The sequence below is a fragment of the Labrenzia sp. C1B70 genome, from assembly GCF_000475395.1.
In the GTDB taxonomy this organism is placed as follows: domain Bacteria; phylum Pseudomonadota; class Alphaproteobacteria; order Rhizobiales; family Stappiaceae; genus Roseibium; species Roseibium algicola.
On the sequence record NZ_AXCE01000056.1, the window covers coordinates 34,416 to 46,618 of the forward strand.

Consider the following 12,203-nt stretch of genomic DNA (forward strand, 5'->3'; position numbering starts at 1 on the left):
CAAGTTGCCTGTGCGTACTCTTCAGTCGATCAGGCGATGGTCTGGCCGGTCTTTGCCCAGTCCGCAAGGAACTGCTCCAGTCCCTTGTCGGTCAACGGGTGCTTGACCAGCGCCTTGATCGTTGCCGGCGGCACGGTTGCCACATCGACGCCGATCAACGCGGCTTCCTTGACGTGATTGACCGTTCGGATCGAGGCGGCAAGAATTTCGGTCTCAAAGCCGTAATTGTCGTAGATCTGCCGGATCTCGCGGATCAGCTCCATTCCGTCCATGACCATATCGTCCAGTCGGCCAATGAACGGGGAAATGAAGGTTGCTCCGGCCTTGGCCGCCAGCAACGCCTGATTGGCGGAAAAGCACAAGGTGACGTTGGTCTTGAACCCTTCGGCAGTCAGTGCACGGCAGGCTCTTAGACCATCCAGCGTCAGCGGCAGCTTGATGCAGATGTTGGGGGCGATCCTTGCAAGGGTCTTGCCTTCCCGCACCATTGCCTCGAACTCGGTCGCCGTGACTTCGGCCGAAACCGGACCTTCGACAATGGAGCAGATCTCGCGGGTCACTTCGGTGATGTCCCTGCCGGACTTGAGGATCAGGGACGGGTTGGTGGTAACACCATCGATAAGGCCGAGTTCTGTGAGGTCGCGGATGTCGCTGACATCCGCCGTGTCGACAAAAAACTTCATGTCTCTCTTTCCGTTTGGAATGGCGGGCAGCGTTATCCGCGGATCTTGCGGGCGGCCTGCTGCAGCAGCTCGAAAGCCTCGTACCGCTTGTTGTGGTAGGATGTGGCCTCGGCGCCGCCGGGTGCATAGGTTTCGCCGGCTGCCGACATGGCGGCCATGGCGGCCGGAATGTCCTTTTGCAGGCCACCAGCGACAGCGCCGAGCATGGCCGAGCCGAGAAGGACCGGTTCCACGGTTTTGGGAGCGGCGATCACGAGGCCCGTGGCATCGGCCAGAAGCTGACGCACCAAAGGGCTCTGGCCCGCACCGCCACTGACGACGATGGTGTCCGTCCGGATGCCCTTTGCGGACTGCGCCTCGACAATCTGTCTGAGGCCGTATCCGAGACCGCAGATGCCCGCGACATAGAGCCTGACGAGAGCGGCGATAGATGTGTCCATATCGAGGCCTGCAATGACGGCCTTTGCTTCCGGATCGGCAAACGGTGCGCGGTTGCCGAGAAATTCAGGCACCACATGCAGCCCGTCTGCCAGCCTTGAAATGTCTGTCCCCTCCGGTGCAAGCCGCTCGGCTTCCGCAGCAAGCCACTGGTTGAGGCCGAGACCTGCTTCCTTTGCCTGCTTGAGGGCATCAGTGGAGGCCGGGTGGAAACGGACCAGATGGTCGATGGCGGCACCTGCCGCCGACTGGCCCGCCTCGTTCAGCCAGAGGCCTGGAACCATCGCGGAGAAATAAGGTCCCCAGACGCCTGGCACGAAGGCAGGTTCTGTTGTCGAGGTCATGGTGCAGGCGGAGGTGCCGAAGACATAGGCCATCCGGCTTGTCGCCGATCCCGCCTCTGTCTGGTCCTGCCACCCGACCGTGCCGACACCGCCCGCATGAGCATCGATCAGCCCGGCAGCAACGGGTGTCCCTTCACGCAGACCCAGGTCTGCCGCCGCTTCTGCCGTCAGTCCGTTGCCCAGAGCCGTTCCCGCATCGACAATGGTGGTGCCGATGCGGTCAAAATCATTCGCGCAGAGTTCGGCAAGACCGATGGACTGGAAATAATCGGCGTCCCAGCGGCGTTCATGACCAAGGTAGGTCCATTTGCAGGTAACCGTGCAGATGGACCGGGCAAGGCTACCGGTTGCCCGCCATGTCAGGAAATCGGTCAGGTCGAAAAAATGCTCGGCTTTGCCGAAGATCTCTGGCCGGTTCTCTTTCAGCCAGAGCAGCTTCGGAGTTTCCATTTCCGGTGAAATCTGGCTACCGACATAGCGCAGCACGTCGTGGCCACCGGCGTTGATGCGTTCGGCCTGGTCAAGGGCGCGGTGATCCATCCAGACGATTATGTTGCGCTCCGGATGGTCCGTATCACCCACCGGCAGCGGGCTGCCTTGCGGGCCGATGACCACCAGCGAACAGGTGGCGTCCATGCCGATCCCGGCCACATCGCCCGGATCGATCCCGGCCGTGCCAACCGCTTCGCGTACGGTGGCGGCCACGGCTTGCCAGATGTCGTTGGAAGATTGTTCGTAAAGGTTTGGCCCCCGGTTGAAGAGGGCGATGTCACGTTTTGCCGATGCAACCAGATCGCCGGACTGGTCGAACAGACCAGCCCTGGCACTGCCTGTGCCGACATCAATACCAATCAGAAATTTGCTCATGCCTCAAAGGTCCACACTTTGCGGCAGAATGACAAGGTCCCTGATGGTGACGCCGCGCGGGCGGCTGAGCATGAACAGGACGGCATCAGCGACTTCCCGGGGCTGCATCAGGCTGCCGTTGGCAAGGGCTTCGTCCATCTTTGCCTTGGGCCAGTCATCGAGAAGGGCTGTAACCACAGGTCCCGGCGCGACTGCTCCAACGCGCACCCCGTGTTCGGCGACCTGGCGCCGTACCGTGTGAACGAAGGCCTGCACGGCAAATTTCGAGGCGGTATAGATCGGCTCCCAGACGACCGGCACAAGGCCGGCGATGGAACTGGTGACGATGATGTCGCCGGTCTTGCGTTCCACCATATGCGGCAACACGGCGCGAATGGAGCGGAACGCGGCATTGATGTTGAGATTGAGCACCTTGTCCCACTGGTCCGGGTCGCCGTCGACGACGCTGCCGCCGACATAGGCTCCCGCGTTGGCGTGAAAGATGTCGAGGTGTCCGGTCTTTTCCACGATCCGGTCCAGCATGCCATCAACTGCGGGCCCGTCCATCAGGTCGACCACCAGTGGAATGGCGTCCGGCCCGAGCTCCTGGCAGATCGCGTTCAGTCTGTCTTCGGCTCGGTCGATCAGGACCACCCGGCAGCCGGCTGCAAGCAGGCTCCTGGCGCATTCCAGGCCGATCCCGGACGCGGCACCGGTAATGGCCGCGACCTTGCCTTTGAGTTCATCGGTCATGTTCGAAATCCTTGAATTGAAATCCGGTCAGGCGCGGCCGTGAGAGACGCGGCTCTGGCGGGCGAGACTGTCGACGATGACGGCGATGGCGAGCACGCAGCCGGTGATCATGTAGCGGAGCGAGGACGACATGTTCAAAAGCGTCAGCCCGTTGGAGATCGACTGGATGACGATGATGCCGAGCAGCGCCGACCATGCCGACCCGCGTCCGCCGAACAGGCTGGTTCCACCGATAACGGCGGCTGCGATAGCATTGAGGTTGACGTCACCGGTGCCTGCCTGCTGACTGGCGGAGGCGAGCCGTGCGGAAGACAGGACACCGCCGAGGGCCGCCAGCAGCGAGCATAGCGCAAAGGACGTGAGGTAGGTGAAGGTGACATTGATGCCGGCTCTGCGCGCAGCCTCCGCGTTGCCGCCGACTGCCTTCACGGACCGCCCCCACTGGGTGCGTGTGAAGACATAGTTCATGACAACGACGAGCAGGGCGAAGAGGCCGAACATCCAGGGCACGCCGCGACCGAGGTTCAGATAGAAGACGGCGGCTTCGAAGGCGATGGTGGTGAGCAACGCCTTGAACACAAGCCCGCCAACAGAGCCAACGGAGAGATTGGCTGCCTGGCGCTGGCGCCGGTTGCGAATTCCCATCACGAGTATGGCGACACCAGGCAACAGTGCGACTGCGTGAGAGGCCCAGGCCGGCATCATCAGAAGCTGGCCGAAGTTCACCATCCAGGAACCGTAGGGCAGGTTGATGGAGCCGGTGGAGCCGAGCATGTAGAGCTGCAGGCCGAGAAGCGCCAGCAGACCGGCGAGGGTCGAGACGAAGCTGGGCATGCCAAGCTGAGTGCGCAGCAATGCATAGACCGAGCCGATGACCGCGCCGGTGCTGAGCGCCGCCAGGATCGCCAGTGGCAGGGGAACACCCTGATTGACCCAGAGCACGCCGATCAGGGCCGAGCCGACGCCGCTCATGGAGCCGACCGAGAGGTCGATCTCGCCGAGCATCAGTACGCAGACGATGCCGAGCGCGATGACGCCGACTGTCGAGCAGTCGAACAAGAGGTTCACAAGGTTGTTCGGCGTAACGAACAGCGGATTGAGAATGGTGAAGACCGTCCAGATGACGATGAGGCCGACAATGACGGGCAGGGAGCCAAGGTCGCCTGCCTTCACACGATCGATGAAGGCGCTGATGACGTCGGTCAGGCTGCTGGCATGCTTGACGCGCGTATCGCTGCGGTCGAGCAGCCGGGGTTCGGGAGCGGAGCCGTTCATGGTGGTTTCCTTGTTTATGCCATGGCGCTTGCGGCCGCCCGTTTGCTGGCGCGGCGGGTGACGGCATTGTCGGTTGCGCCGGTAATGGCTCCGACCAGTTCCTCGTTGGACGATTGCGGCGAGAACACACCGTTGTTGCGGCCGAGCCGCAGCACCACGATGCGGTCTGCGACCGCGCGCACGTCTTCCATGTTGTGGGAGATCATGATGACGCCAAGGCCCTTGTCGCGGACCCGCTCCACCAGGTTGAGCACTTCCGCCGTCTGGGCAACGCCAAGGGCGGCGGTCGGCTCGTCCAGCATGATGATCTTCGGGTTGAGCAGCAGGGACCGGGCAATGGCGACGGTCTGGCGCTGGCCGCCGGACAGCGAGGCGATCGGTTCGCGCACGCTTGGAATTCGGGCCGCCAGCTCGTTGAGCAGCTCCCAGGAGCGGACTTCCATGGCCACTTCATCCAGATGCCAGGGACTGCGTTCCTGGCCCAGGAAGATGTTGGCAACGACGTCGAGGTTCTCGCACAGGGCGAGATCCTGAAACACGGTTGCGATGCCAAGGTGCAGGGCGTCGCTCGGCCCGTGCATCGTCACCGGCTTGCCTTCGAAGTGAATGGTGCCGGAAGTCGGCGCGTGAACGCCGGAGAGCACCTTGATGAGGGTCGATTTTCCGGCGCCGTTGTCACCGACAAGGGCAACGACTTCACCTGGATGGACGTCCAGCTCGATATCGGTCAATGCCGACACCGCGCCGAAGTTCTTCGAAATGCCCTTGAGGCTCAGGATCGGCTGCCGATCCGTGGCGGATTGGGGAGAAGTGGCGGTCATCTTGTCCGGCTCATGGTTTTCTGGGTCCTCTGGATGGCCGCCCGGCCTTCCGGGTGTCGACCCTTGGGGTCGGGCGGCCTGCTTGGGAGGAGGAGTTATTGGATGCCGAGTTCCTTGCAGCCTTCGGCATAGCGGCCCGTGCACAGTTCCTCAGCCGTCTGGATGCCCATGTCGATGATCTCTTCCTTCAGGTTCTCGCGCGTGACCACGGCCGGAACGAACAGCTCGGAAGGTGTTTCGTAGAGCGTCGTCTTGGCTTCCGGCGTTTCCCCGTTCAGGAACTGCACGGCAACCTTGGCAGCCGCCGCGGCAACGATTTCAGAAGGCTTGGAGATCGTGTTGTACTGGTCGCCGGCAATGATCAGCTGCAGGGCCGCGATGGTGGCATCGTTGCCGGTTACAGGCGGAAGCGGGTCGACGCCGGCAGCCTTCAGGGCGGCAATGGCGCCGCCGCCGGTGCCGTCATTTGCCGCTACGATGCCGACGATCTGATCGCCGAAGCGGGTGATCTGGCCGCTGGCCCATTCCTGGGCTTTGGGCGGTGCCCAGTCCGGCGTGTCGAATTCGGCCAGGGTCTCGTACTTGCCGGTGGCGATACCTGCATGAATACCGTCCTTGATCAGGCCGGCAGCGGCATCGGTGGGCGAGCCGTTGATCTGCAACAGGCCGCCTGCCTCCGGTGAGATGCCCTGTTCTTCCAGATGGCGCACCAGGGACTCGGCGATTGCCTTGCCGATGCCTTCATTGTCGAAGGAGACATAGTAGTCGGCGGTCTTGTCCGGGATAGGGCGATCGTAGGCGATCACTTTCACGCCCTGGCTCTGGGCAAGGGCGACGAGCGAGGCGGCCGCGCTGGAATCCACCGGATCAAGCACGATCACCTTGGCGCCTTGTGTCAGAACGGAGTTGAACTGCTGCTGCTGGCGCGCCACGTCTGCATCCGCATTCTGGTAGATGACGGTGCAATCCGGGCAAAGCTTCTCCATTTCCGCCTTGAAGCCCGGGAAATCATGTTCCTCGTAGCGGGTTGATGCCTGGTCTGGCATCAGGAATGCGACGGTGCCGGATGCAGCCTGGACAGCGGTTCCCTGCAGCAGGGTGGCGGCAACGATGGCCGCGCCGGCAAGTTTCTTGTTCATCGGGTTCATTTCAGTTTCCTCCATCAATAAAACGGTCCGTCGGCCCCGTCCTCGGGTGCGCTCAAGACCGGTTGGTTTCCTGAAAGACCACTGCTAATCTTGGCCGAGCATGATCGAGTCCGCGCAGAAACCCTGACGCTTTAGCCGGTGCAACGGCACGGGGCGTCTTTACGGGTTCCGGCGGATGAGAGGATCTACCTGCCGCTTCGGTTAGTGGGTATTTCAGGACGATCTTGCCGACGCGCGGGGTTGCTCACCGCACTCCGCGCGTTTCTCGTCCGGATCAACGGGACTGATAGCGTTTAAGTGTCCGTTGATCCTGAAGTCCGATTTTCCTCCTCTTCCTCCCATGTGTCCGTGCGGTCTTTGCCGCCTGTTTGCCGTCGTGCCCAGTTGTGGCGGATGGCATCAGTGGATCTTCTTTTCCTGCCCTTCCGCCGAGGCGCTGTCCCTCGGTGCCGGGGTGTGTGTTTGCGAATGCATGTCTTCGCCTGCTTCGAGATCGCGCACCGAGGCACGGACGATCAGGCTCGCGTTCAGCACTGCCGGTGTAACGGGTGCCTTGCTGTCACCCTCGATCCGCTGCAGCAGCCGGCGCCAGGCGGTTTCCGCGATTTTGTCGACCGGCTGTCGGATGGCCGTCAGTCCGGTGTTGCGGGCGGACATCCAGGCATAGTCGTCAAACGCGACGACAGACGCGCGGCTCGGGATGTCGATCCGGTGTTCGGCGAGGGCCGACAACACGCTGAGTGTCGTGACGTTGGTAAGCGCGATGATTGCTTCCGGCAGGGGATTGCGTTCCATCCAGTCCAGGAGCGTTCTGGTGCCTGCGGTGATATCGGAACCCAGATTGAGAATGGTCGGCCGTTTGCCGGTTTGCGCCTCGATGATGGCGGCAGCCCCTTCCGTTCTTTCCAGGATCGGAGGGTGATCCAGGTCGGAAACGCCGATTGCAATGTTCTGGTGGCCACGCTCCAGCAGATGCCTTGCGGCAATCTCGCCTGCCTCGCGGTTGTCGATGGTCACCGTATCGGCAATTGCCCCTTCTGCAGCAACACGGTCGACCAGAACCATCGGCAAGGTGGATCTTGCTTCCTTCAGTTCCGGCGGCATGGTGCTTGAGCAGGGCACGGCAATCAGCCCTTCCGGCCGCCATGCGAGCAACGCCTTCAGACGTGAGGATTCCACCGCGCGGTCGTTATGGGAGCTGGCGACGATGACGTCGTAACCTTCCGCTGATGCGGCGGTTTCCAGTCTGGAGACGATGGTGGCAAAAAAGGTGTCGGTGAGGTCGGGGACGATTACCGCGATGATACGGGTACGGCCCGAGCGCAGCTGGGAAGCGGCCCGGTCGAGCTGGTAACCGAGTTCGCGCGCAGCCTTGTGCACGCTCTCCTTCAGCTCGTCGTTGACCGGTTTGCGCCCGGAAAAGACGTTCGATACCGTCGCGATCGACACGCCCGCAAGAGCGGCGACTTCCTTGATGGACGGTTTTTTTCGGGACATCTGCCAGCGCCTCCCAACGCTGTTAAACGTTTTACAGTTAAACGTTTAACAGTGCGGTTTGAGGTTGGCAAGCGGAAAAATGGGAAAGGTAGGCTCAGCGCGTTTCGGAAAGGCGTTGCATCCCCCCCCTCTCGCGCCCTGGGAGGCATGGGCGCGGAGGGGGCTTGGCAAAAGGGGAAAGCGCGGTGTTAGCGCTTCCAACCCTCGGTTTTCATCAGGGTCGCGGCTTCCGGGGTCTGGAGGAAGTCCAGAAAAGCCTTGGCTTGCGGGTCGGCGTCGGGGGAGAGCACGACGTTGACATCGCGCCAGATGCGGCGGTTTTCGTCCAGTTCGACAAGGGACAGAACGTCCGGGTTGTTGATAGGCCAGTTCGGCCAGGTGATCCAGGCATCGGCCTCAAGGTCCTTGAAGGCCCGGAAACTGGCACCGGAGCCTTTTTCAAACGCGACGATGTTCGATCTGAACGCCGACACGTCACCGAGATTTCCGGTCCTTCCGGCGATGTCTTCCCAGACACCTGTGCCGGATGTGTTGGCGACACCGGCACCCTCGGTCACGACGATCTTGATCCCGTCCTTGAGCAGGTCTTCAAAGCTCTCGATCTTTTTCGGATTGTCTGCGCGCACGGCGATGATGGCAGGCCGGATGTAGATCGGCTGAACCTGGGAAGAGTCAAAATTGCCATAGGTTTCCAGAAACGCCGTCATCGATTGTTCGGATGTGCCCCAGAGGATATCGGCATCCGCCTGGGCTTTTGCGGACCAGGTGGTTTCCGGGCCGGCCGTGATTTCGACCTTGTTGCCGGTTTTTTCTTCAAAGGCTTTTGCAACTTTCTGGAACGCCGTGTGCGGGCCGCCCGCACCATAAAGCCTGACAACTCCGTCGGCAGGGCGGTGTTTGATGGATGGATCGGCGAGTGTGCTTTCCTGGGCGAGTGCAGGGCCGGCGTAAACCAGCAGCGCGAGAGCACAAAGGGAGGTTTTCATATCGGAATTCCTGAATTCTGTTGGCTTGTGACGCATGCGCGCCGGAGGCGGTCTTGCACCGCCCCCGCACCTGACTACGCTGGCCGGCTGCCTGGTCTTCCCAAGAGCTGGGTCACGAAAGCGCGAGGACTTTGTCAGAATGATCTGGCGACTTTCAGTTCGATTGTTGCGCCGGGTCGAGCTGGGTCTGGATCAGGTGGGCAAGGTTCAAAAGCTGTGAGCGCGGCATGTCGCCTGTCACCGCGTAGGTGAACCCGGTGTCGCTCCAGAAGAACGCCTGTTCAGTGCCGGATTCCGCGAACTGGAATTTCGGTTCACCGTCGACCCCACGGCGCAGATAGACGGTCACCCGGTTGCCGTCCGCATCGTCATACATGAGCTGTGCTGCCGGATCCGCCCCGCTGGGCAGCAGGCGTCCGCCCATCAGCGTCAGTCCGGCAACCCGCAGATCGGGAATGCGGAACGGATGGTTCAGCCGATTGCCGAGCCAGGTTGCCAGATGCCGCTGGTCGCTGGCTGCCACCTCGACCGGATGAGCAACCTCAACGGTGAATGTTCGGTGAGCCGTCAGGGCATCGGTCAGGAAGGGCTGATGCGCTGGCAGGCTTGCATCCGGTTTCAGGGACCAACCGGCAAAGACGCCAACCAGCAGGGCCGCAGCGATGGAGGCGGCCATGCCGGCGCGCGGCAGCCATCTGCCCCCTGAAGGCGCGGTCAGGCCGGGAGGTTCTGCAGTGACGCGGGAATAGGCTGTCTTCAGGTTTGCCGAGATCCGGCGGTCCGCCTCAACCCGGGCGGCAGCTTCCGGATTGTCCCTGAGATAGGTTTCGACCTCGCGTCTGCGGTCCGCAGGCAGCTCGTCGTCGACGTATCGAACGAGGTCTTCCTCCCGGATGGGGGGCACCGTCTGGGAATTCATGTCACGCTCCTTAGATGGGGACGCTCGGAGGCGCGGGGGTCTTCTCTCAGTCTGGCACGGGCGCGGCTGATGCGCGACATGATGGTTCCTTCGGCAACGTTCAGGATTGCGGCGGCTTCTGCATAGGTAAAGCCTTCCACGCCGACCAGGAACAGTGCTTCGCGCTGGTCTTCGGGCAAGGCCAGCATGCGGTTCAGCAGATGTTTGAGCTCGGCGCTGTCCTGCTGCGAGGCGGGCGCCTGAAGCTGGTTTTCCAGATCGTCCAGGTCGATATGGTTCGAATGGCGCCGCAAGCGCCGCCAGCGACTGACGTGAAGATTGCGCATCATACGGAAGAGCCACGGCCGCAGTGGTACAGACGACCGACGAAGGCTCCATTTGCGCAAGGCCCGTTCCAGGCAGTCCTGCACAAGGTCTTCCGCTTCCGCCTGGTCGCAGGTCAGCGTTACCGCGTATCGATGCAGCGCCGGCGTCTCCCTGAGCAGGTTTTGGGTTTTGTCGGGCAAGAGCTCTTCCTCGTGGACACTACTGACACCAACGCCTGTTCTGCGCGAATTATTCCGTCGCCGGTGAAAAAGATATTTCGGCTCCTTCGGGAAGGAAAACACCACCACCTGCGTGGACAGCACCGGATGCGGCCGATCGCATCTGGAACAGTGAACGAATGGAGATCTGAAATGAAGCCGATAAGTCAATTTGCCGCTACTGCCTTCGCAGGTACGGTTCTGTTTGCATCCGCAGCCCTGGCCGGGCCGGGTGAAGACCTGGCACGTACCCATTTCGACAACATCGCAACCGGCAAGGTCGATGCCCTCAAGGCGTCCTATTCCGACAAGGCCGTGCTGGAATGGGTCGGTGGTCCGCTGGATGGTGTCTATACCGGTGCTGCAGACATAGGCACGGTCTGGACCAAGTTCACAGGGGCGCAGGGCAAGCTGAAGGTCGATGTCTCGAATGTTCAGGAAAACGCAAATCCAGCTGGCGTGACGGTGACCGCCAATGTGCGCTTTTCCGGCAAGAACACGATCCCGGTCCGCTACGTCCTGACCTATCGGAGCGGCAAGCTGGCAAGCGAAGTCTGGCAGATCGACCCCAAGCTCGCGAAGTAAGCCGGCATTTCCCTGCCTGCTGTTCCCGCCTGCATGGCAGGGGAAACCGGCGCGCAAGCATCCTGCGTTTGCAAGAACGCAGGATGTCTTTTTGCGCAGGGCAAGGTCCCGTTCTCGAAAAATTCGGACCGGGTAGAAACTCTCCTCTCACCACGGTGACAGGAGGCCTGTGGTTGATAGGCGTTCTCTTGTTTTGGAAGATCGAAAGGACGCCCCATGAACAGAACTCCCGTCAATCCCTGGCCCTGGTCGCTCAGGCTCGGCTACAATCAGGCCGAAATTGTTGAAGGCATGGGCAGGCAGCTGATCTGCGCCGGACAGACCGCTGTCGACGGGGAGGGAAATCCTCGGCATGCCGCGGATATGCGCGGTCAGATCGAGCTTTCGCTGAACAACCTGGAAGCCGTACTGGCCGAAGCGCGGATGACCCTGGCCAACGTCATTCAGGTCAAGGTCTACACAACGGATGTGGACGAGGCCCTGAAGAACTTCGACGTCCTGGGAGCGCGGTTCGGCCGTCTTGACGCTGCGCCGCCAATGACACTACTTGGCGTGAGCCGGCTTGCGCTTCCTCCTCTCATGTTCGAGATCGAAGCGATCGCTGCCGACTGAGGCCCGACACCTGAACGCAGCTTCGAAGCGGCTGCATCCGGTTTTCTGGAGCGTGAGGAAACGGAATGCGACGCGCGGAAAGACTGTTTCGGATCATCAACGAGATGCGGACCCGCGACGTAATCCGGGGCGCAGAACTTGCCGAACGGTTCGAAGTCAGCCTCAGCACGATTTACCGGGACATCGCCCACCTTCAGGCGTCCGGCCTTCCCATCGAAGGGGAGGCCGGCATCGGCTATCTGCTGCGTCCGGGCTTCGATCTGCCCAACATGACGTTTACCCATGATCAGGTCGATGCGCTGGCGATCGGCCTTTCCTTTGTTGAGCGCACGGGCGACCCGGCGCTGGCATCGGCGGCACATGAAGTGCGTGCCATGATCCAGGCCGGCATGCCGGATCCCGATAAACGCAAGCTGGCCGACGCACCGTATTTCAGCCTGCAGATCAAGAACAGCGCCCCACCGACCGTCAGTCTGATCCGCGAGGCCATCCGGATGCAGCTCGTTGTCGATATTTGTTACGAGGATGCCGATGGAAAGCCCACGGAGCGCAGCGTCCGCCCGCTTGTCATCTGGAACATGACAGACGGGTGGATGTTCAGTGCGTGGTGCGAAATACGGCAGGCCTTCCGCACCTTCCGTTTCGATCGTGTCGTAAAACTGAGTGTCACAAGCACGGTTTTCGAGGACGACGAGACAAGAGGACTGCGTGCTTTCCTGGCAACCGAGCCTTGCGAGGAAGAGGGATAGCCGGAGCCCCCTACAGGTCCAGC

Annotated in this window: 13 protein-coding genes; 3 read left to right on the top strand and 10 right to left on the bottom strand. The window is 61.6% G+C overall.

Translation table 11 applies throughout. The annotated features are described in order from the left end of the window. Positions 1 to 29: 29 nt before the first annotated feature. The 10 genes from fsa to Q666_RS66100 form a co-directional block, all read right to left on the bottom strand. Positions 30 to 683, bottom strand: coding sequence for a fructose-6-phosphate aldolase (fsa, locus tag Q666_RS59410; protein WP_023000110.1), 654 nt, complete (start codon positions 681 to 683; stop codon positions 30 to 32). A 32-nt stretch (positions 684 to 715) separates the two neighbouring features. Next, positions 716 to 2,332 carry an FGGY-family carbohydrate kinase gene (locus Q666_RS59415; protein WP_023000111.1) on the bottom strand — a complete coding sequence of 539 codons (1,617 nt, stop codon included), beginning with the start codon at positions 2,330 to 2,332 and terminating at the stop codon, positions 716 to 718. Between the two features lie 3 nt (positions 2,333 to 2,335). Beyond that, the gene (locus Q666_RS59420; RefSeq protein WP_023000112.1) at positions 2,336 to 3,064 is read right to left on the bottom strand and encodes an SDR family oxidoreductase; all 729 of its coding nucleotides are present in this window, start codon (positions 3,062 to 3,064) and stop codon (positions 2,336 to 2,338) included. A 27-nt stretch (positions 3,065 to 3,091) separates the two neighbouring features. Then, the gene (locus tag Q666_RS59425; protein WP_023000113.1) at positions 3,092 to 4,339 is read right to left on the bottom strand and encodes a hypothetical protein; all 1,248 of its coding nucleotides are present in this window, start codon (positions 4,337 to 4,339) and stop codon (positions 3,092 to 3,094) included. A 14-nt stretch (positions 4,340 to 4,353) separates the two neighbouring features. Then, entirely contained in the window at positions 4,354 to 5,160 is an 807-nt protein-coding gene (locus tag Q666_RS59430; RefSeq protein WP_023000114.1) for an ATP-binding cassette domain-containing protein, read from the bottom strand. A gap of 95 nt (positions 5,161 to 5,255) precedes the next feature. Beyond that, entirely contained in the window at positions 5,256 to 6,308 is a 1,053-nt protein-coding gene (locus tag Q666_RS59435) for a sugar ABC transporter substrate-binding protein (protein ID WP_031269002.1), read from the bottom strand. Positions 6,309 to 6,707: 399 nt separating this feature from the next. Next, positions 6,708 to 7,805: a LacI family DNA-binding transcriptional regulator gene (locus tag Q666_RS59440; protein ID WP_023000116.1), complete on the bottom strand. Its 1,098-nt coding sequence runs from the start codon at positions 7,803 to 7,805 to the stop codon at positions 6,708 to 6,710. A 188-nt stretch (positions 7,806 to 7,993) separates the two neighbouring features. Continuing rightward, positions 7,994 to 8,791, bottom strand: a complete 798-nt coding sequence (locus Q666_RS59445; protein WP_023000117.1) for an extracellular solute-binding protein — start codon at positions 8,789 to 8,791, stop codon at positions 7,994 to 7,996. Between the two features lie 154 nt (positions 8,792 to 8,945). After that, complete coding sequence (locus tag Q666_RS59450; RefSeq protein WP_023000118.1) at positions 8,946 to 9,710, bottom strand: anti-sigma factor; 765 nt, start codon at positions 9,708 to 9,710, stop codon at positions 8,946 to 8,948. Beyond that, positions 9,707 to 10,216 carry a sigma-70 family RNA polymerase sigma factor gene (locus Q666_RS66100; protein ID WP_051990203.1) on the bottom strand — a complete coding sequence of 170 codons (510 nt, stop codon included), beginning with the start codon at positions 10,214 to 10,216 and terminating at the stop codon, positions 9,707 to 9,709. Before Q666_RS66100 ends, Q666_RS59450 begins: the two co-directional genes overlap by 4 nt. Positions 10,217 to 10,387: 171 nt before the next feature. Between Q666_RS66100 and Q666_RS59455 the strand changes: the two genes are divergently transcribed. The 3 genes from Q666_RS59455 (at position 10,388) to Q666_RS59465 (ending at position 12,180) form a co-directional block, all read left to right on the top strand. Continuing rightward, positions 10,388 to 10,819: a nuclear transport factor 2 family protein gene (locus Q666_RS59455; protein WP_023000120.1), complete on the top strand. Its 432-nt coding sequence runs from the start codon at positions 10,388 to 10,390 to the stop codon at positions 10,817 to 10,819. 216 nt (positions 10,820 to 11,035) lie between these two features. Further along, complete coding sequence (locus Q666_RS59460) at positions 11,036 to 11,431, top strand: RidA family protein (RefSeq protein ID WP_023000121.1); 396 nt, start codon at positions 11,036 to 11,038, stop codon at positions 11,429 to 11,431. Positions 11,432 to 11,496: 65 nt separating this feature from the next. After that, positions 11,497 to 12,180, top strand: coding sequence for a YafY family protein (locus Q666_RS59465; protein ID WP_023000122.1), 684 nt, complete (start codon positions 11,497 to 11,499; stop codon positions 12,178 to 12,180). Positions 12,181 to 12,203: the final 23 nt, after the last annotated feature.